Here is a 19,927-nt window from a genome sequence, read left to right as displayed (position 1 = left end):
ATGACAGACGCACTCAAGCGCCTCTCCGACGAAGGCGTCGCGATCTGGCTCGACGACCTGTCGCGCAAGCGGATCACGTCCGGCAACCTGGCCGAGCTGATCGACCAGTCGCACGTGGTGGGCGTCACGACCAACCCGTCGATCTTCCAGAAGGCGATCAGCAGCGGTGACGGTTACGAGCAGCAGCTCACCGACCTCGCCGCCCGCAAGGTCACCGTCGAAGAAGCCATCCGCATGATCACGACGGCTGACGTGAGGGACGCCGCCGACATCCTGCGCCCGGTCTTCGACGCGACCGAGGGCCAGGACGGCCGGGTCTCCATCGAGGTCGACCCGCGCCTGGCGCACAACACCAGGGCGACCGTGGCCGAGGCCAAGCAGCTGGCCTGGCTGGTGGACCGGCCGAACACGCTCATCAAGATCCCGGCCACCAAGGCGGGTCTGCCGGCGATCGCCGAGACCATCGGCCTCGGCATCAGCGTCAACGTCACGCTGATCTTCTCCCTTGAGCGCTACCGCGAGGTCATGGACGCCTACCTGACCGGCCTGGAGAAGGCCAAGGAGCGCGGCCTGGACCTCTCGAAGATCCACTCCGTGGCGTCCTTCTTCGTGTCCCGCGTGGACACCGAGATCGACAAGCGGATCGACGCGCTCGGCACCGACGAGGCCAAGGCCGCCCGCGGCAAGGCCGGTCTGGCCAACGCGCGGCTCGCCTACGAGGCGTACGAGGAGGTCTTCTCCTCCGACCGCTGGGCCGCGCTCGACAAGGCACACGGCAACAAGCAGCGTCCGCTGTGGGCCTCGACGGGCGTCAAGGACAAGGCGTACAAGGACACCCTGTACGTGGACGACCTGGTCGCGCCCAACACGGTGAACACCATGCCGGAGGCCACGCTCGACGCGACCGCCGACCACGGGCAGATCACCGGCGACACGGTGACCGGCACGTACGAGCAGTCCCGCGCCGAGCTCGACGCCGTCGAGAAGCTGGGGATCTCCTACGACGAGGTCGTGCAGCTCCTTGAGGACGAGGGCGTCGAGAAGTTCGAGGCCGCCTGGAACGACCTGCTCAAGTCCACCGAGGCGGAGCTCAAGCGCCTCGCACCCTCGGAGGCGTAAATATCTTGACTGCGATTCGCCAAGCGAATCCGCTTCGTGACGCCGCAGACCGACGGCTCCCGCGTATCGCGGGGCCGTCGGGCCTGGTGATCTTTGGCGTCACGGGCGATTTGTCCCGTAAAAAGTTGATGCCCGCCGTCTATGACCTCGCCAACCGGGGTCTGCTTCCGCCGGGCTTTTCCCTGATCGGCTTCGCCCGCCGCGAGTGGCAGGACGAGGACTTCGCGCAGGAGGTCCACGACGCCGTCAAGGCGCACGCCCGTACGCCGTTCCGCGAGGAGGTCTGGCAGCAGCTCATCCAGGGGATGCGCTTCGTCCAGGGCGACTTCGACGACGACGACGCGTTCGAGATGCTGAAGTCGACGATCCAGGAGCTCGACAAGGCTCAGGGCACGGGCGGCAACTTCGCCTTCTACCTGTCGGTGCCGCCGAAGTTCTTCCCCAAGGTCGTCCAGCAGCTCAAGAAGCACGGGCTCGCCGACCAGAAGAACGGCTCCTGGCGCCGCGCGGTCATCGAGAAGCCGTTCGGCCACGACCTGATCTCCGCCAAGGAGCTCAACCAGGTCGTGCACGAGGTCTTCCCGCCCAACGAGGTCTTCCGGATCGACCACTACCTGGGCAAGGAGACCGTTCAGAACATCCTGGCCCTGCGGTTCGCGAACACCATGTTCGAGCCGCTGTGGAACCGCTCCTACGTCGACCACGTGCAGATCACGATGGCCGAGGACATCGGCATCGGCGGCCGGGCCGGCTACTACGACGGCATCGGCGCGGCCCGCGACGTCATCCAGAACCACCTGCTCCAGCTGCTCGCGCTGACCGCGATGGAGGAGCCCGCCTCCTTCGACGCGGACGCGCTCGCGGCCGAGAAGACCAAGGTGCTCGGCGCCGTGCGGCTGCCCAAGGACCTCGGCAAGGACACGGTGCGCGCGCAGTACGCGGCCGGGTGGCAGGGCGGCGAGAAGGCCGTCGGCTACCTCCAGGAAGACGGCATCGACCCCAAGTCGAAGACCGACACCTACGCCGCGATCAAGCTGGGGATCGACAACCGCCGCTGGGCGGGCGTCCCGTTCTACCTGCGCACCGGCAAGCGGCTCGGCCGGCGCGTCACGGAGATCGCGGTGGTCTTCCAGCGCGCCCCGCACTCCCCGTTCGACCACACCGCCACGGAGGAGCTGGGCCAGAACGCCCTGGTCATCCGGGTGCAGCCGGACGAGGGCGTGACCGTGCGCTTCGGCTCCAAGGTGCCGGGCACCTCGATGGAGGTCCGGGACGTCTCCATGGACTTCGCGTACGGCGAGTCCTTCACGGAGTCGAGCCCCGAGGCCTACGAACGCCTCATCCTGGACGTCCTGTTGGGCGACTCCAACCTCTTCCCGCGCGTGGAGGAGGTCGAGCTGTCCTGGAAGATCCTCGACCCGATCGAGCAGTACTGGGACAGCCACGGCAAGCCCGCCCAGTACCCCTCGGGGACCTGGGGTCCGGACGAGGCGGACGAAATGCTCGCACGAGACGGACGGAGCTGGCGGCGGCCATGAAGATCGACCTTACGGACACCACGGCCAGCAAGATCAACAAGGCGCTGGTCCAGGGCCGCCGGGCCATCGGCACGCCCGCCGTCGGCATGGTGCTCACCCTCGTCATCGTCACCGACGAGGAGAACGCCTACGACGCCCTGCGCGCCGCCAGCGACGCCTCGCGCGAGCACCCCTCGCGCACCCTCGTCGTCATCAAGCGGGTCTCGCGCTCGCCCCGCGACCGCACGAGCTCGCGCCTGGACGCCGAGGTACGGGTCGGCGCGGACGCGGGCACCGGCGAGACGGTGGTCCTCCGGCTGTACGGCGAGGTGCTCAACCACGCCCAGTCGGTGGTCCTTCCGCTGCTCCTGCCGGACGCGCCGGTCGTCGTCTGGTGGCCGGTGAACGCGCCGGTCGACCCGGCGCAGGACCCGCTGGGCGCGCTCGCCCAGCGCCGGGTGACCGACACCTACGCGGCCGAGCAGCCCATACAGGAGCTGACCGCCCGCGCCGAGGCGTACACGCCCGGCGACACCGACCTGTCGTGGACCCGCATCACGCCGTGGCGCTCGATGCTGGCCGCGGCCCTCGACCAGATCGCCTGCAGGGTGACCAGCGTCGAGGTGGAGGGCGAGGAGTTCAACCCGAGCTGCGAACTGCTCGGCATGTGGCTCGCCGACCGGCTGAACGTGCCGGTCAAGCGCTCCCTGTCGGCAGGCCCCGGCCTGACCGCCGTACGCCTGGAGACGGACGGCGGCCCGATCGTCCTGGACCGCGCGGACGGCTCGCTCGCCACGCTGTCCGTGCAGGGCCAGCCGGACCGCGCGGTGGCGCTGAAGCGCCGCGAGACCTCCGAGCTCATCGCGGAGGAACTGCGCCGCCTGGACCCGGACGACACCTACGCGTCCGCGCTGAGGTACGGCGTCGACCGGCTCGGCGAGGGCGTCGAGGCCAAGTCCGCACCGGCCGCCACGCAGAACGCGGAGGCCAAGGAGGGCGCGGAGGGCTCGGCTGCCAAGCCGGCTCCCGCGAAGAAGGCGGCCGCGGCCAAGAAGGCAGCGGCCAAGTGAGCACGCCTCAGCTCGTCGTCCACCGCGACAAGGAGCTGATGGCGCAGGCCGCCGCGGCCCGGCTGATCACGAAGGTCGTGGACGCCCAGGCCGCCCGCGGCTCGGCGTCCGTGGTCCTCACGGGCGGCCGCAACGGCAACGGGCTGCTCGCGGCGCTCGCCTCCTCACCGGCCCGGGACGCGATCGACTGGTCGCGCCTGGACCTGTGGTGGGGCGACGAGCGCTTCGTGCCCGAGGGTGACCCGGAGCGGAACTACACGCAGGCGCGTGCCGCGCTGCTCGACGCGGTGCCGCTCGACCCGAAGCGGGTGCACGCGATGCCCGCCTCGGGCGGGGCGTACGGCAGGGACGCGGACGCCGCGGCCGCCGCCTACGCCGCGGAGCTCGCGGAAGCGGCGGGCCCCGAGGACCACGGCCCGGTTCCGACGTTCGACGTGCTGATGCTGGGCGTCGGCCCGGACACCCATGTGGCGTCCCTCTTCCCGGAGTTGCCCGCGGTGCGGGAGACCGAGCGGACGGTCGTCGGGGTGCACGGCGCTCCGAAGCCACCGCCCACCCGGATCTCGCTCACCCTCCCGGCCATCCGGGCGGCGCGGGAGGTCTGGCTGCTCGCGGCGGGCGAGGACAAGGCGCAGGCCGCGGCGATGGCCCTGTCGGGGGCGGGCGAGGTGCAGGCCCCGGCGGCCGGCGCCTACGGCCGGGCCCGCACCCTGTGGCTCCTGGACGCGGCGGCCGCGTCCCGCCTGCCGCGGTCGCTGTACCCCCCGGCGTCCGCCTGACGCCTCATGCGAACGGCCCGGCCCGCCCCTTCGGGGAGCGGACCGGGCCGTTCGTCGTGCGGGCCCTTCAGGTGCTCAACGGCCGCGCAGCGTACGGTACTTGGCCACCAGCGCCTTGCTGGACCCGTCCAGGCCCGGCACGTCCGCGCCCTCGGTCAGCGCGGGCTCGACGCGCTTGGCGAGGACCTTGCCGAGCTCGACGCCCCACTGGTCGAAGGAGTCGATGTTCCAGATGGCGCCCTGGACGAACACCTTGTGCTCGTAGAGGGCGATCAGCTGGCCGAGGACCGAGGGGGTCAGCTCCTTGGCGAGGATCGTGGTGGTGGGGTGGTTGCCCAGAAACGTCTTGTGCGGCACGAGCTCCTCGGGCACGCCCTCGGCGCGCACCTCGTCCGGCGTCTTGCCGAAGGCCAGCGCCTGCGTCTGGGCGAAGAAGTTGGCCATCAGGAGGTCGTGCTGGGCGACCAGGCCCGGCAGCAGGTCGGCGACCGGCTCGGCGAACCCGATGAAGTCGGCCGGGATCACCTTCGTACCCTGGTGGATCAACTGGTAGTACGCGTGCTGCCCGTTGGTGCCGGGGGTGCCCCACACGACCGGCCCGGTCTGCCAGTCGACGGGGTTGCCGTCGCGGTCCACGGACTTGCCGTTGGACTCCATGTCGAGCTGCTGGAGGTAGGCGGTGAACTTGGACAGGTAGTGCGAGTACGGCAGCACCGCGTGCGACTGGGCGTCGAAGAACGCCCCGTACCACACGCCCAACAGACCGAGCAGCAACGGCACGTTGGACTCGGCGGGAGCCGTGCGGAAGTGCTCGTCGACCAGGTGGAAGCCGTCCAGCATCTCGCGGAACCGGTCCGCTCCGACGGCGATCATCAGGGAGAGGCCGATGGCCGAGTCGAAGGAGTAGCGTCCGCCCACCCAGTCCCAGAACCCGAACATGTTGGCCGTGTCGATGCCGAAGTCGGCGACCTTGTCGGCGTTGGTGGACAGCGCCACGAAGTGCTTGGCCACGGCGTCCTGACCGGCCTTCAGCTCGGTGAGCAGCCAGTCGCGCGCCGAGGTGGCGTTGGTGATGGTCTCGATGGTGGTGAACGTCTTGGACGCGATGATGAACAGCGTCTCGGCGGCGTCCAGGTCGCGGACGGCCTCGTGGAGGTCGGCGCCGTCGACGTTGGACACGAAACGGACCGTCAACTCCCGGTCGGTGAACGACCGCAGGACCTCGTACGCCATCGCCGGGCCGAGGTCGGAGCCGCCGATGCCGATGTTGACGACGTTCTTGATGCGCTTGCCGGTGTGACCGGTCCACTCGCCCGAGCGGATCTTCCCGGAGAACGCGGCCATCTTGTCCAGCACGGCGTGCACGTCCGGCACCACGTTCTCGCCGTCGACCTCGATCACCGTGTCGCGCGGGGCGCGCAGCGCGGTGTGCAGGACGGCGCGGTCCTCGGTGGTGTTGATCTTCTCGCCGCGGAACATGGCGTCCCGCAGCCCGGCGACATCGGTGGCCGCGGCCAACTCGCGAAGCAGCGCGAGGGTCTCGTCGGTCACCAGGTGCTTGGAGTAGTCGAGATGGAGATCGCCGACCTGCAGGGTGTAATCGGTGCCGCGGCCGGGCTCGGCGGCGAAAAGCTCACGCAGATGGGTGTCGCCCAACTGCTCCCGGTGCTTGCCCAGTGCGATCCACTCGGGCATCTGGTTGAGCCTGGTACGGCTTCCTGCGTTCATCTCCGACATCAGCCCACTTCTTCTCGTACCTGCGTACCTGCCCCGCTGCCCCTCCAACCTAATTGATCAGGCGGTGCGGGCAGGAATCAGCGCGGCGACTGCGGCCACGAACAAGCCGGACGCCAGCAGGGCCGGGGTGTTGAGGCCCCAGGACGCCGCCGCGGCGCCGCCCGCGAGCGCACCCAGCGGGGCCCCCGCCACGGCCAGCGTGCGGAACGCGGCGCTGACCCGTCCCAGCATCGCCTCCGGCGCGCGCTCCTGCATCAGCGTCGCCATGTTCACGTTCCACACCATGCCCATGACCCCGAACAGCGCCATCGCGGCGACCGTCACCCCCAGGGCGCGGACCGTGCCCATGGCGGCCAGGCAGCCGGTCTGGACGACGCCTGCGACGAGCACGCCGCGTATCCGCCCGAGCCTTCGTGCGAGCGGCTGGGCGAGCAGCCCGCCGGCCACGCTTCCGCCCCCGTACGCCGTGATCGTCGCGGCATAGCCGCCGTGCCCGGCACCCAGCCATCCGGTGATGTGCAGGACCAGGGTGGCGATGAGGGCGCCCATGCCGATGTTGCACACGGTGGTGGCCGCGCACAGGCCGCGCAGCGCCCGGTCGGCCCAGAGCGTCCGCAGCCCCTCCGCTATCTCCGCCCGCAGCGTGGACCCGGCCTTCTTGGCCGCCCGCCGCGGGGCCCCGGTCCGCAGGGAGGCGACGAGGGCCGCTGCGAGTACGTAGCTGGCCGCGTCCACCCCGTACGGCGCCGCGACCGAGACCGCGAGCAGCACCGGCACCAGCGGGGCCGCCAGGAAGCCGCCCGCTATCTGCTGCCCGGTCATCACCCGGGCGTTCGCGCTGCCCAGGGCTCCGCTGGGCACCAGCGAGGGCAGCAGGGCGGTGGCCGCGTTGTCGAAGAGGGTCTGGAGGGTGGTGAGCGCGAAGGCGAGCGCTATGAGCAGGCCCATGGAGGCGTGGCCCGCGCCGACGGCCACCGCGAAGGCGGCGACCAGGGCGCCCCGGACCAGGTCGACGGCCCACATGGCGCGGCGCTGGTCCACCCGGTCGGCGATCGCCCCGCCGAGCAGTCCGAACAGCAGCCACGGCAGATAGCCGCAGGCCGTGACGAGCGCGATCAGGAACGGGTCGGAGGTGAGTGTGGTGGCGAGCAGCGGCAGCGCGGCGGTGCGCAGGGAATCACCGAAACGGCTGACGACGGCGGCCGTCCACAGCCTGCCGAATCCCCCGCGCCAGGCCGGTTTCGTCGGTGAGGCGCCCGCCGCGCCCTCCACGGCATGCACTGCTGCCACAACTCCCCCTCGTGATCGGCTGCTTCACAAGGTAGAGGGCACCACTGACAATCGCCGGTGACCTGCGCTTTCACCCGTTGGGGCGGATGCGGTACGGGCCCGGATACACCGAAGGGCCCTCCGGATGAAGCGAGTTCACCCTGTGGGCCCTTCAACTGTCAGATCTCGCCCCGGAGCTTGGCGAGTGCCTCCGCGAGGATCGCTTCGCCGTCCGCGTCGCTGCGTCGTTCGCGTACGTACGCGAGGTGCGTCTTGTACGGCTCGGTGCGCGGCGGGTCCGGCGGGTTGTCCCGGTCCTGTCCTGCGGGGAATCCGCAGCGCGGGCAGTCCCACGTCTCCGGAACCTGTGCGTCACTGGCGAAGCTCGGCTGCGTCTCGTGCCCGTTCGAGCACCAGAAGGAGATGCGGAGGCGCGGCGCGGACTCGCCCCGCTCTGCCTCCCCCATCGGCCCCGCTCCGACCCGGCTTCCCCGGATCGCGTTGCCACTTGCCACGGTCGTAACTCCCTGCGTGATGGTGCTCGAAGATGCCCCAGTCTACGTAAGGCCCAACGCGCGTCCAGTGATTGGAGTTACACCCCACCCCCGAAACGCCGAACGACGACGGCTTACTTGAGCTTCATCAGCAGACCAAGTACGACAATGCACGCGAACCAGCACAGACCGACCACGATGGTGATGCGGTCGAGGTTGCGCTCGGCGACCGAGGAGCCACCGACGGAGGACTGCATGCCACCGCCGAACATGTCGGAGAGGCCGCCACCCTTTCCCTTGTGCATCAGCACCAGCAGCATCAGCAGCAGGCTGAAGACGATCAGGGCAATCGAGAACCCGACAATCACGGCTGGACCAACTTCCTAGGACTGATATGGCGACGGGGGCCGGGGGACATTCCACAATCCCTGTCCGGCCCCCGCAAGGGTACGACGGATCCGCGCTACCGCATACTTACTGGTCGCGGAAGCGGACGATCTTGACGAACTCGTCGGCGTCCAGTGCGGCACCGCCGACCAGGGCGCCGTCCACGTCGGGCTGGGCCATGATCGCGGCGACGTTCCCGGACTTCACCGAGCCGCCGTACTGGATGCGCACCTTGTCGGCGAGCTCCTGCGAGTACAGCTCGGCCAGGCGCCCGCGGATCGCTCCGCACACTTCCTGCGCGTCCTCGGGGGTGGCGACCTCGCCGGTGCCGATCGCCCACACCGGCTCGTACGCGATCACGATGGACTCGGCCTGCTCGGCCGGGATGTCCTTGAGGCCGCCGTCGAGCTGGGCCAGCGTGTACTGGACCTGCTGGCCGGCCTTGCGGATGTCCAGACCCTCGCCGATGCAGAGGATCGGGGTCAGGCCGTGCTTGTAGGCGGCCTTCACCTTGGCGTTGCAGATCTCGTCGCTCTCGGCGTGGTACTGGCGGCGCTCGGAGTGGCCCACGGCGACGTAGGTGCACTTCAGCTTGGACAGCATCGGGCCCGAGATCTCGCCGGTGTAGGCACCGGAGTCGTGCGCCGAGATGTCCTGGGCGCCGTACTTGATCTTGAGCTTGTCGCCGTCGACGAGGGTCTGCACGGAGCGCAGGTCGACGAAGGGCGGCAGGACCGCGACCTCCACGGCCTCGTAGTCCTTGTCGGCGAGCGCGAAGGCGAGCTTCTGGACGTGCGCGATGGCCTCAAGGTGGTTGAGGTTCATCTTCCAGTTGCCCGCCATCAGCGGGGTACGGGTGCTCACGGTTGTTCAGTCCTCCAGTGCGGCGAGGCCGGGAAGCGTCTTGCCTTCGAGGTATTCGAGGCTCGCGCCGCCACCGGTCGAGATGTGGCCGAACTTCGACTCGTCGAAGCCCAGGTTGCGGACGGCCGCGGCGGAGTCGCCGCCGCCGACCACGGTGAAGCCCTTGCTGTCGAGCAGGGCCTGCGCGATGGCGGTGGTACCGCCCGCGTAGTCGGGGTGCTCGGCGACGCCGACCGGGCCGTTCCAGAAGACGGTCTCGGCGTCGGTGATCTTCGAGGCGAACAGCTCGCGGGACTTGGGGCCGATGTCCAGGCCCTCCTCGTCCGCGGGGATCCTGTCCGCGTCGACGGTCTGGAAGGTCGCCGGGGCCTTGGTCTTCAGGTCGGGGAAGTCCTTGGAGACGAGCACGTCGACCGGGAGCACCAGCTCGACGCCGGTCTCCTCGGCGCGCTTCATGTACTCCTGGACGACCGGGATCTGGTCCTCCTGAAGGAGGGAGATGCCGACCTCGTACCCCTTGGCCTTCAGGAAGGTGTACGCCATGCCGCCGCCGATGAGCAGGCGGTCGGCCTTGCCGAGCAGCTCGTCGATGACGGCGAGCTTGTCCGAGACCTTGGCGCCGCCGAGGACGACGGTGTAGGGGCGCTTGACGTCCTCGGTGAGCTTCTTGAGGACGCCGACCTCGGTGGCGATGAGGTAGCCGGCGTAGTGCGGCAGGCGCGCCGGGAGGTCGAAGACGGAGGCGTGCTTGCGGTGCACGGCTCCGAAGCCGTCGCCGACGTACACGTCCGCGAGGGCGGCGAGCCGGTCGGCGAACTCGCCGCGCTCGGTGTCGTCCTTGGCCGTCTCGCCGGCGTTGAAACGCAGGTTCTCGATGACCGCGACCTGGCCGGGCTCAAGGCCGTTGACCGCGTCGTGGGCGGCGGGGCCCACGGTGTCCTGGGCGAACGCGACCGGGGCGCCGAGCAGTTCGGCGAGCCGCTCGGCGGCGGGAAGGAGCGAGAACTGCGGGTCCGGGGCGCCCTTGGGGCGGCCCAGGTGCGAGGCCACGACGACCTTGGCATCGGCGGCGACGAGCGCCTTGATGGTGGGCAGCACGGCGCGGATGCGGCCGTCGTCCGTGATGAGGCCTTCAGCCAGCGGCACGTTGAGGTCGGCGCGGACGAATACCCGCTTGCCCGCGACCCCTTCGGCGAGAAGTTCGTCGATCGTCTTCATATGAGAGTGACTCCTTGGGAGGTACGTGACGGGCGGTCTGGACAGGCGACAGGGCCCGTACAGCGCGTCATTGCGCTGCCCGAGCCCTGTAGCTCACATCAGGTGCCTACCGGACCGAGGTCAGAGCTGGCCGCCGACGAAGACGGTCAGGTCGACGAGGCGGTTGGAGTAGCCCCACTCGTTGTCGTACCAGCCCAGGATCTTCACCGACTTGCCCTCCTGGACCATGGTCAGGGAGGAGTCGAAGGTGCAGGAGGCCGGGTCGCTCACGATGTCCGAGGACACGATCGGGTCCTCGGTGTAGTAAAGGATGCCCTTGAGGTCGCCGTCGTCGGCGGCCTTCTTGAACGCGGCGTTGACCTCGTCCTTGGTGACCTCGCGCTGCAGCTCCACGACGAGGTCGGTGGCCGAACCGGTCGGGACCGGGACGCGCATCGCGATGCCGTCGAGCTTGCCCTTGAGCTGCGGGAGCACCAGAGCGGTGGCCTTCGCGGCACCGGTCGTGGTCGGGATGATGTTCTCGGCGGCGGCGCGGGCGCGACGCAGGTCCGAGTGCGGGAAGTCCAGGATGCGCTGGTCGTTGGTGTACGCGTGGACCGTCGTCATCAGGCCCTTGACGATGCCGAAGTTCTCGTCGAGCACCTTGGCCATCGGCGCCACACAGTTGGTGGTGCAGGAGGCGTTGGAGATGACGTGGTGGTTCGCCGGCTCGTACTTGTCCTGGTTGACGCCCATCACGATGGTGATGTCCTCGTCCTTGGCCGGAGCCGAGATGAGGACCTTCTTGGCGCCGCCGGCGATGTGCTTCTCGGCATCGGCCTTCTTGGTGAAGATGCCGGTCGACTCGATGACGATGTCGACGCCCAGCTGACCCCAGGGGATGTCGGCCGGGTTGCGCTCGGAGAGGACCTTGATGGTGTGGCCGTCGACCGTGATGGTGTCGGCGGTGTGGGTGACCTCGGCCTTGAGACGACCCAGAATGGTGTCGTACTTCAGCAGGTGGGCAGTGGTCGCGGTGTCACCGAGGTCGTTGACAGCCACGATCTCGATGTCAGCACCCTGCTCAAGGAGCGCGCGGAAGTAGTTGCGCCCGATGCGGCCAAAGCCGTTGATGCCTACGCGGATCGTCACGAACCGATCTCCTCGTTAGGTACGCCGGGTTTCTCGACGCCGGCGAGTTGTATGGGATGTCCCCGACCGGTTACGACCCTACCTCCCCGGGGGCGTCCGGGTGACATCAGCGCGTCCGGATGGTTCCGAAATGCGGCCCGGGCGAGCCCGGAGGCCCGTACCTACCTGCGGGTACGGACCTCCGGGACCTTCGGCCCCACTACGCGGGGTCAGCGGTGGAGTGCGCTGAGCGCCTTGCCGACGACCTGCTTGCGGTCGGCGGCCGCGGGCACGTTCTCCAGGCCGAAGCCGAGGAGGACGGTGTTACGGGTGGTGACGGCGGCCGAGGAGTGGAAGAGCGCCTGGGAGCGGGCCCAGTCGCCGCTGTTCCCGGGGCTGCCGGCCGGCGGTCCCGGGACGCTCCAGGGACCGAGCGCCGTCTCGAAGCCCTCGGCTCCCTGCGGGGTGCCGCCGATGACCAGCCTGGTGTCGTCGACGAAGGCGCCGAGGCCTCCGGTGCCCGGGTCGGTGACATAGGAGACGGCGACCTCGACCTGCTTGCCCGCGTACTTGCTGAGGTCGATGGCGACCTGCTGCCAGCCGTTGGAGGAGCCGGTGAAGCGGTTCCAACTGCCGCTGCTGCCGGTCGCCTTGCAGGCGGGCGAGCCGAGCGTGAGGTAGTGCGTCAGGAAGGGGTGCTCCTGGAGCAGGAAGCCCTGCTCGCACTGGCTGGGCACGCTGGTGGTGCTGCCCCCGTTGGCGTCCGGCAGGGTGGTCCAGTCGTCCTGGCCCACGGTGTGCGCCTCGACGATCACCTGGTCGTAGCCGGGCTCGGTGTCGTAGCTGAGCTGGAAGTCCAGGCTCGGCTTGGCGGTGGCGGCCGTGCCGGTCAGGTCGACGGTGCGGGCGAGCCGCATATAGGCGCCGTCCCGGTGCTTGGCGGCGGCGAACCAGGAGCCCTCAGCGGGCTCGAAGGGGCTGCGGATCCCGGGGTAGTCACCGGCCGACGCGCTCGTGAACTGCGGAAACTGCTGCGGCTTGAGGGTGTCGGAGGTGACCGTGTACGCGCCGGCCGCGGTCAGCGGGCTGCCGGGGGCGGCGGCGAGGGAGGCCTTGGCGCCGGCGAGCCGTCCGGTCCCGGCGAAGGCGGGCGGGGACTTGAGCCCGGCCTTGTTGTAGGCGCCGAGGTAGTACTGCGAGAAGTCGTCGGACAGGGCGCCGCCGCCGAGGTCGATGCTGCCGCCGGCCTGTTCACCCGCGTTGACCAGCTTGCCGCCCTCGTTGACGAAGTCGCGTACGGCGAACGTGGTGGCGGCCGTCGGCTGGGCGCTGCCGGTGTACCAGATGACGTTCTTGAAGTGGCTGAGCACGCCGAGCGCGCTCGGGGTGCCCTGGGTGGCGACGTCCCAGACCGCGGCCTTCCTGCCGTTGTCGGCGAGCGCCTTGGTGTAGAGCGCGGCGTTCTTGGCCGGGGCGGTGCCGCCCTCGTCGGCGAGCACCAGGGTGTCCGCCTTGGGCCGGTCGGCCACGGTGTACGTGAACGGCGTGCTGGCGGTCTTCTTGCCCGCGGCGGTCCGCCCGGTGAACCACACCTCGACCTTGTCGCCCGCGTCGGCGTCCTCGACCTTCGCGCGGTACTGGTCGAAGCGGAGGTTGTCGCGCCCGCCGTAGACCTCGCCGCCCTTCCAGGGCTCCAGGTCCTCGGTCTGCGTACGGCCGCCGTTGATGCGGTAGTTGAGGGTCTTGTCGCGCACCGACTTGCGTACGGTGACGGCGACTTCCTGGTCGTCGTCGCGGGTGTACGAGGTGGCGAAGGTGTCCGGCGTGAAGTCGGGGGCGTCGATGCCGACCGAGGAGGAGGGCTGGTCGGGGTGGGCGGCGGTCTCGGCGACCGACAGCGCGAAGGGGATGTTCTTCTGGAACTCGCCCTGGATCAGCTTCTCGCTGTCGGGGAAGTTGAAGTCCGAGGGGCAGTCCGCCGCGTTCCACTCGTCGCCCGGGTCCACGTTCGAGGCGGTGGTGCAGGTGGCCATCTCGGGGGTGAACATCATCGTGCCGTTGACGTTCGCCGCGTGGCCGTCCGCCTCGCCGTTGGTGGTGTACAGCGCGGAGGAGACCTCGGAGAGGTAGCCGGGGATGGCCGGCTTGTCGGGGGTGCCCGCGAGCGACTTGTAGAGGACGTCGTCGGGGGTCGGCGTGGCGACCTGCCAGCCCACTCCGTAAAGCAGCAGTTCGGCCGCGGAGTGGTAGTTGATGGCGTAGTTGAAGTGGATCCGCTTCTCGAAGGAGTCGAGCGCCTTGGTCTCGGGCTCGCTGCCCGCGCTCGGGCCGCGGTAGGTCTCGTTCGCCGGGTCGGGGGACGAACCCTCGTTGTCGTAGCCCCACTTGTAGGGGAAGTTGCGGTTGGGGTCGACGCCGTCGCCGGGCGTGATCTTGCCGTCGCCGTTGTTGTCGCGGAGATTCTTGCGCCACAGCCGGTGGCCGGGCGTGAACGTGAAGTCGTAGCCGTCCGGGTTGGCGGAGATCACGAACCACAGCTCGGTGGAGTCCACGATCTTGGTGATCCGCGGATCCTTGCCGTAGTTGTCGAGGTAGTAGTGCATCAGCCGCCGCGTCATCTCGGGGGTGATCCACTCGCGGGCGTGCTGGTTGGACAGGTACAGCGTGGCCGGCTTGGAGCCGTCCCTCGACTTGTTGGCGCCCTTGGTGAGCTTCACGGCGAGGATGTCCTGGCCGTTGACGGTCTTGCCGATCGACTCGACCTTGGTGAGGGACGGGTTGGCCTTGCCTGTGTCGAGGATCTCCTGCTTCAGCCCGTTCTTGCCGCTGTACGGGCGGAACACTCCGTCGCCCGCGGCCTTGAGGCGGCTCTGGGCCTGGGCGGAGACCTTGTGCTCGGTGAGCTCGACGCCCTTGCCGTGCAGGGCCGCGGCCTGGGTCTTGGTGAGGTACAGCTCGACTCCGGCCGAGCCCTTGGCGGGCAGCTGGGCGCCCAGCTCCTGGGCGTCGGCGCCGGCCTCCAGGAGCAGCGGCAGCTGTGCGCGGCTGACCTTGGCGTTCCAGACGACGATGCCCTCGCCGTCCGCTCCGCCCTGACTGGCCTGGGCGACGGGTGCCGCCACCAGTCCGGCCGTCAGCAGTGATGCGGCGGCGAGGATCGCTCTCGCTCTGCGTCTCATGAGCCCCCCTTGCAGTTGTCTGCCACGAAAGTGGACAGACGCCAGGCTCATGACACTTCATGATCATGTCAATACCGCGTGGCTCCCCGGCGGTACGGGCTGGAGACGGAACCGGCGCCCACCAAGTGGGCGCCGGATCAAGCGGGTTGAGGAGCGGGCGGGATCAGCCGACCAGGCCGTCCGCCATCTCCTCGGTCAGGTTGGACTCCGTCCCGGGGATCCCCAGGTCCTGGGCCCGCTTGTCGGCCATCGCGAGGAGGCGGCGGATCCGGCCCGCGACCGCGTCCTTGGTCAGCGGCGGGTCGGCGAGCGCGCCCAGCTCCTCCAGGGAGGCCTGCTTGTGCTCCATGCGCAGCCGGCCGGCCGCCGCGAGGTGCTCGGGGACCTCCTCGCCGAGGATCTCCAGGGCACGCTGCACGCGGGCCCCGGCGGCGACCGCCGCGCGGGCCGAGCGGCGCAGGTTGGCGTCGTCGAAGTTGGCGAGGCGGTTGGCGGTGGCGCGGACCTCGCGGCGCATCCGCCGCTCCTCCCAGGCGAGCACCGACTCGTGCGCGCCGAGGCGGGTGAGCAGCGCACCGATCGCGTCGCCGTCACGGACGACCACCCGGTCCACACCGCGGACCTCGCGGGCCTTGGCCGCGATCTGGAGCCGCCGCGCGGCTCCGACCAGGGCGAGGGCCGCCTCCGGGCCCGGGCAGGTCACCTCAAGGGACGAGGAGCGGCCCGGCTCGGTCAGCGAGCCGTGCGCCAGGAACGCGCCGCGCCAGGCGGCCTCGGCGTCACAGGTGGCCCCCGAGACCACCTGGGGCGGCAGGCCGCGGATGGGACGGCCGCGGCCGTCCACGAGCCCGGTCTGGCGGGCCAGCTGGTCGCCGCCCGCGACGACCCGTACGACGAAGCGCGAGCCCCTGCGCAGGCCGCCAGGAGCCATCACGATCAGCTCGGAGCTGTGCCCGAAGATCTCCAGAATGTCCCGCTTCAGCCGGCGTGCCGCCATCGCGGTGTCCAGCTCCGCCTCGATCACAATGCGGCCGCTCACCAGGTGCAGCCCGCCCGCGAACCGAAGAATCGCCGAGACCTCCGCCTTCCTGCAGCAGGTCCGGGTGACGGGCAGCCGGGAAATTTCGTCCTTCACCGCCGGCGTCATCGCCATGGGCCGATCCTTCCATGCATCCGAAAAATACGGTCGTACGCGGCGGCCAACAGCTCCGGATCGTGCTTCGGAGAACCATCGGGCCTGGCCACCGGCGCCAGCTCGACCTCGGCTCCGAGCCTTTTGGCGGCATCGGTCAGGCTCCCCCGGTCGGGCACGGCGGCCTCGTCGGCCAGCACCACGTCGAAGGCGAGTTTAGGGGCGTGTCGTCCCAAAACCTCCAAATGACGCTGCGGAGAGAAGCCATCGGTTTCACCCGGTTGTGGCGCGAGGTTCAGCGAGAGGACCTTGCGGGCCTTGGTCTCGGTGAGCGCGTCGAGCAGTTCGGGCACCATCAGATGCGGGATGACGGAGGAGAACCAGGAGCCCGGACCGAGCACCACCCAGTCCGCGTCGAGCACCGCGGCGACCGCTTCGGGGACGGCCGGCGGGTCGTGCGGGACCAGCTGCACGGAGAGCACCTCGCCGGGCGTGAGCGCCACCGTGGCCTGGCCGCGCACGGTGTCCACGTCGTCGGGACGCTCCGGATCGTGCCCCCGTACGAGGGCCTCCAGCTCCAGCGGGACGGCCGACATCGGCAGGACCCGGCCCTGGGCGCCGAGCAGCTTGCCGACCAGGTCGAGCGCCTGCACATGGTCGCCCAGCTGCTCCCACAGGGCGACGATCAGGAGGTTGCCCACCGCGTGCTCGTGCAGGTCGCCCTTGGACTGGAAGCGGTGCTGGATGACCCGGGACCAGGTCTGGCCCCAGTCGTCGTCGCCGCACAGCGCCGCGAGGGCCTTGCGCAGGTCGCCCGGGGGCAGCACGCCCAGCTCGTCGCGGAGGCGGCCGCTGGAGCCGCCGTCGTCGGCCACGGTGACGACGGCGGTCAGGTCACCGGTGATCCTGCGCAGCGCGGCGAGCGAGGCCGAGAGGCCCATGCCGCCGCCGAGCGCGACGACCTTGGGCTGGGCGCCCCGCTTGCGGCCGGTGCGCAGCACCGGTCCGGCGGTGCGCCGGCGGTACACCTTCACTCGCGCCCCATGTCCCGGTGGACGACGACGGTCTCGATCCCCTCGGAGGCCAGACGGGCGGCGAGCTTCTCGGACATGGCGACCGAGCGGTGCTTGCCGCCGGTGCAGCCCACCGCGATCGTCACGTACCGCTTGCCCTCGCGGCGGTAGCCCGTCGCGATCAGCTGGAGCAGCTCGCTGTACTGGTCGAGGAACTCCTTGGCGCCGGGCTGGTTGAAGACGTAGCCCGACACCTCCTCGTTGAGGCCGGTGAACGGACGCAGCTCCGGCACCCAGTGCGGGTTGGGCAGGAAGCGGCAGTCGACGACCAGGTCGGCGTCGACCGGCAGGCCGTACTTGTAGCCGAACGACATGACGGTGGCGCGCAGCTCCGGCTCCTCGTCGCCCGCGAACTGGGCGTCCATCTTGGCGCGCAGCTCGTGGACGTTGAGGCTGGAGGTGTCGATCACCAGGTCGGCGTCGCCGCGCAGCTCGCGCAGCAGGTCTCGCTCGGCGGCGATGCCGTCGACGATCCGGCCGTCGCCCTGCAGCGGGTGCGGGCGGCGCACCGACTCGAAGCGGCGTACCAGGGCGTCGTCGGAGGACTCCAGGAAGACGATGCGCCGGGTGACCTCCTTGGCGTCGAGGTCGGCGAGCGACTCGCGGAGGTTGTCGAAGAACCTCCGGCCGCGCACGTCGACGACGACGGCGATGCGCGCCACGTTGCCCTGGGAGCGGGCGCCGAGCTCCACCATGGTGGGGATCAGCGCGGGCGGCAGGTTGTCGACGACGAACCAGCCGAGGTCCTCCAGGCACTTGGCGGCGGTGCTGCGCCCGGCGCCGGACATACCGGAGATGATCACCAGCTCGGGGATGGGCGCATCGGCCCCGCCGGCCTCGATCGTCGTGCCCGTACTCACGTGTACTCCCGCTTCTCGGTCTTCTTCGTGCTCAGTCATGTCGTGCTGCCCCCGTCGTCCTCTTCAATGATCTCTCCTGTCGCCGTGTTCACGGCGGGCGCGGCCGGGACCGCTTCGGCGAGGGCCGCGGCAACGGTCTCGGCCGTCTTGCGGCCTATGCCGGGGACCTCGCAGATCTCGTCGATTGTCGCCGACCGGAGCTTCTTCACCGAGCCGAAATGCTTGATCAGAGCCTGCTTGCGGGTGTCGCCGAGGCCCGGCACGGCATCCAGCGGCCCCGCCTTGAAGCGCTTCGTCCGTTTGGCCCTCTGATAGGTGATGGCGAACCGGTGAGCCTCGTCACGCACCCGCTGGAGGAGGTAGAGCCCCTCGCTGGAACGCGGCAGCACCACCGGGTCGTCGTCCTCGGGCACCCAGACCTCTTCGAGCCGCTTGGCGAGCCCGCACACCGCGATGTCGTCGATGCCCAGCTCGTCCAGGGCCCGCTTGGCGGCGGCGACCTGCGGCTGCCCGCCGTCGACGACCAGAAGCTGCGGCGGGTAGGCGAACCGCTTGGGGCGGCCGTCCTCCTCCTGGAGCGCGGACACCTCGCCGGACAACCCGCCAGCTCCCTGACCGGGCGCCTCGCCGCCCTCCTGGCTCTCCTCCTCGACCCACTCCCCCGTGCGCGCCTTCTCGGCCAGGTAGCGCTTGAAGCGGCGGCTGATCACCTCGTGCATGGACCGGACGTCGTCCTGGCCCGCGAAGCTCTTGATCTGGAAGCGCCGGTACTCGCTCTTGCGGGCCAGGCCGTCCTCGAAGACCACCATGGACGCCACCACGTCGTCGCCCTGGAGGTGCGAGATGTCGAAGCACTCGATGCGCAGCGGCGCGCTGTCGAGGTCCAGGGCGGCGGCGATCTCCTCCAGGGCCCGCGAGCGGGTCGTCAGGTCGGAGGCGCGCTTGGTCTTGTGCAGCGCGAGGGCCTGCTGGGCGTTGCGCGCGACCGTGACCATGAGGTCCTTCTTGTCGCCGCGCTGCGGGATGCGCAGCGAGACGCCCGAGCCGCGCCGGCTCGCGAGCCAGCCGCTCACCGCCTCCGCGTCCTCGGGGAGCGCCGGGACCAGGACCTCCTTCGGTACGGAGTCGCCGGTCTCCTCGCCGTACAGCTGCTGGAGCGCGTGCTCCACCAGGCCCGCCGTGTCGACGGCCTCGACCTTGTCGGTGACCCAGCCGCGCTGGCCGCGAACCCGGCCGCCGCGCACGTGGAAGATCTGGACGGCCGCCTCCAGCTCGTCCTCGGCGACCGCGATGAGGTCGGCGTCGGTGGCGTCGTTGAAGACGATCGCGTTCTTCTCCAGGGCCTTCTTGAGCGCCTCTATGTCGTCGCGAAGGCGGGCGGCCCGCTCGTACTCCATGTCCTCGGCCGCGGCCATCATCTGCTGCTCGATGCGGCGCAGGTACGCGCCGGTGCGGCCGGCCATGAAGTCGCAGAAGTCCTCGGCCAGTTCGCGGTGTTCCTCGGGGGTGACGCGGCCGACGCAGGGGGCCGCGCACTTGCCGATGTAGCCGAGCAGACAGGGCCGGCCGATCTGGGCCGAGCGCTTGAACACGCCCGCCGAGCAGGTGCGTACGGGGAAGACGCGGAGCATCAGGTCGACGGTCTCGCGGATCGCCCAGGCGTGCCCGTACGGGCCGAAGTAGCGCACGCCCTTCTTCTTGGCGCCGCGCATGACCTGGACGCGCGGGAACTGTTCGTTCATCGTCACCGCGAGGTACGGATAGCTCTTGTCGTCGCGGTACTTGACGTTGAAGCGGGGGTCGAACTCCTTGATCCAGGAGTATTCGAGCTGGAGCGCCTCCACTTCGGTGGCGACGACGGTCCACTCCACGGAGGCGGCCGTGGTGACCATCGTGGCCGTGCGCGGGTGCAGACTCGTCAACGGCTGGAAGTAGTTGGCGAGGCGCTGGCGCAGGGACTTCGCCTTCCCGACGTAGATCACCCGGCGGTGTTCGTCGCGGAATTTGTAGACCCCCGGCGAGTCGGGGATCTGTCCCGGCTTGGGGCGGTAGCTGGAGGGGTCTGCCATGGCCACCACCCTACTGGCGGGGGCTGACAACGCGGCCTCTCCCATGGGGT

The 19,927-nt window shown here is 70.0% G+C and carries 16 protein-coding genes; 4 read left to right on the top strand and 12 right to left on the bottom strand.

What is annotated here, in order from left to right; genetic code table 11:
• The 4 genes from tal to pgl are packed head-to-tail and all read left to right on the top strand — an operon-like array spanning window position 1 to window position 4,485.
• Window positions 1-1,119 (top strand): transaldolase, encoded by a 1,119-nt coding sequence (gene tal, locus ACWC2B_RS05415; RefSeq protein WP_450715098.1) that lies wholly within the window; start codon window positions 1-3, stop codon window positions 1,117-1,119.
• A gap of 14 nt (window positions 1,120-1,133) precedes the next feature.
• The gene (zwf, locus tag ACWC2B_RS05410) at window positions 1,134-2,657 is read left to right on the top strand and encodes a glucose-6-phosphate dehydrogenase (protein WP_450715235.1); all 1,524 of its coding nucleotides are present in this window, start codon (window positions 1,134-1,136) and stop codon (window positions 2,655-2,657) included.
• Window positions 2,654-3,706 (top strand): glucose-6-phosphate dehydrogenase assembly protein OpcA, encoded by a 1,053-nt coding sequence (gene opcA / locus ACWC2B_RS05405; RefSeq protein ID WP_450715097.1) that lies wholly within the window; start codon window positions 2,654-2,656, stop codon window positions 3,704-3,706. The genes zwf and opcA overlap by 4 nt, the downstream gene beginning before the upstream one ends.
• Entirely contained in the window at window positions 3,703-4,485 is a 783-nt protein-coding gene (pgl, locus tag ACWC2B_RS05400) for a 6-phosphogluconolactonase (protein WP_450715096.1), read from the top strand. The genes opcA and pgl overlap by 4 nt, the downstream gene beginning before the upstream one ends.
• A gap of 75 nt (window positions 4,486-4,560) precedes the next feature.
• Here the strand turns inward: pgl and pgi are convergent, their stop codons facing one another.
• The 12 genes from pgi to uvrC all read right to left on the bottom strand — a co-directional run bounded on the left by pgi (window position 4,561) and on the right by uvrC (window position 19,877).
• The gene (gene pgi / locus ACWC2B_RS05395; protein ID WP_450715234.1) at window positions 4,561-6,213 is read right to left on the bottom strand and encodes a glucose-6-phosphate isomerase; all 1,653 of its coding nucleotides are present in this window, start codon (window positions 6,211-6,213) and stop codon (window positions 4,561-4,563) included.
• Between the two features lie 66 nt (window positions 6,214-6,279).
• Entirely contained in the window at window positions 6,280-7,512 is a 1,233-nt protein-coding gene (locus ACWC2B_RS05390; RefSeq protein ID WP_450715095.1) for an MFS transporter, read from the bottom strand.
• Between the two features lie 158 nt (window positions 7,513-7,670).
• Entirely contained in the window at window positions 7,671-8,006 is a 336-nt protein-coding gene (locus tag ACWC2B_RS05385) for an RNA polymerase-binding protein RbpA (RefSeq protein WP_003976875.1), read from the bottom strand.
• 113 nt (window positions 8,007-8,119) lie between these two features.
• Window positions 8,120-8,353, bottom strand: a complete 234-nt coding sequence (gene secG / locus ACWC2B_RS05380; protein WP_189961251.1) for a preprotein translocase subunit SecG — start codon at window positions 8,351-8,353, stop codon at window positions 8,120-8,122.
• 106 nt (window positions 8,354-8,459) lie between these two features.
• A complete protein-coding gene (gene tpiA, locus ACWC2B_RS05375) occupies window positions 8,460-9,236 on the bottom strand; it encodes a triose-phosphate isomerase (RefSeq protein WP_406509127.1) in 777 nt (258 codons plus the stop codon).
• A 6-nt stretch (window positions 9,237-9,242) separates the two neighbouring features.
• Complete coding sequence (locus ACWC2B_RS05370) at window positions 9,243-10,454, bottom strand: phosphoglycerate kinase (protein ID WP_450715094.1); 1,212 nt, start codon at window positions 10,452-10,454, stop codon at window positions 9,243-9,245.
• A gap of 120 nt (window positions 10,455-10,574) precedes the next feature.
• Window positions 10,575-11,585 carry a type I glyceraldehyde-3-phosphate dehydrogenase gene (gene gap / locus ACWC2B_RS05365; protein WP_398876681.1) on the bottom strand — a complete coding sequence of 337 codons (1,011 nt, stop codon included), beginning with the start codon at window positions 11,583-11,585 and terminating at the stop codon, window positions 10,575-10,577.
• A 209-nt stretch (window positions 11,586-11,794) separates the two neighbouring features.
• Window positions 11,795-14,743, bottom strand: a complete 2,949-nt coding sequence (locus ACWC2B_RS05360; protein ID WP_450715093.1) for a M14 family zinc carboxypeptidase — start codon at window positions 14,741-14,743, stop codon at window positions 11,795-11,797.
• 163 nt (window positions 14,744-14,906) lie between these two features.
• The gene (whiA, locus tag ACWC2B_RS05355) at window positions 14,907-15,896 is read right to left on the bottom strand and encodes a DNA-binding protein WhiA (protein ID WP_100574436.1); all 990 of its coding nucleotides are present in this window, start codon (window positions 15,894-15,896) and stop codon (window positions 14,907-14,909) included.
• Complete coding sequence (locus ACWC2B_RS05350; RefSeq protein ID WP_053729331.1) at window positions 15,887-16,909, bottom strand: gluconeogenesis factor YvcK family protein; 1,023 nt, start codon at window positions 16,907-16,909, stop codon at window positions 15,887-15,889. The genes whiA and ACWC2B_RS05350 overlap by 10 nt, the downstream gene beginning before the upstream one ends.
• Window positions 16,906-17,847 carry an RNase adapter RapZ gene (rapZ, locus tag ACWC2B_RS05345; RefSeq protein ID WP_450715092.1) on the bottom strand — a complete coding sequence of 314 codons (942 nt, stop codon included), beginning with the start codon at window positions 17,845-17,847 and terminating at the stop codon, window positions 16,906-16,908. Before rapZ ends, ACWC2B_RS05350 begins: the two co-directional genes overlap by 4 nt.
• Window positions 17,844-19,877: an excinuclease ABC subunit UvrC gene (uvrC, locus tag ACWC2B_RS05340; protein WP_450715091.1), complete on the bottom strand. Its 2,034-nt coding sequence runs from the start codon at window positions 19,875-19,877 to the stop codon at window positions 17,844-17,846. The genes rapZ and uvrC overlap by 4 nt, the downstream gene beginning before the upstream one ends.
• Between the last annotated feature and the right edge of the window lie 50 nt (window positions 19,878-19,927).

This window comes from Streptomyces sp. NPDC001415, assembly GCF_053597395.1.
Note: the sequence above shows the minus strand (reverse complement) of the source record. Positions and strands in the feature narration are given on the sequence as shown.

Bases quoted from the DNA above. Each gene is read 5' to 3' on its own strand.
- tal (WP_450715098.1), top strand. From the start codon at position 1: ATGACAGACGCACTCAAGCGCCTCTCCGACGAAGGCGTCGCGATCTGG.
- opcA (WP_450715097.1), top strand. From the start codon at position 2,654: ATGAAGATCGACCTTACGGACACCACGGCCAGCAAGATCAACAAGGCG.
- pgi (WP_450715234.1), bottom strand. From the start codon at position 6,213: ATGAACGCAGGAAGCCGTACCAGGCTCAACCAGATGCCCGAGTGGATC.
- ACWC2B_RS05370 (WP_450715094.1), bottom strand. From the start codon at position 10,454: ATGAAGACGATCGACGAACTTCTCGCCGAAGGGGTCGCGGGCAAGCGG.
- ACWC2B_RS05360 (WP_450715093.1), bottom strand. From the start codon at position 14,743: ATGAGACGCAGAGCGAGAGCGATCCTCGCCGCCGCATCACTGCTGACG.
- whiA (WP_100574436.1), bottom strand. From the start codon at position 15,896: ATGGCGATGACGCCGGCGGTGAAGGACGAAATTTCCCGGCTGCCCGTC.
- rapZ (WP_450715092.1), bottom strand. From the start codon at position 17,847: ATGACTGAGCACGAAGAAGACCGAGAAGCGGGAGTACACGTGAGTACG.
- uvrC (WP_450715091.1), bottom strand. From the start codon at position 19,877: ATGGCAGACCCCTCCAGCTACCGCCCCAAGCCGGGACAGATCCCCGAC.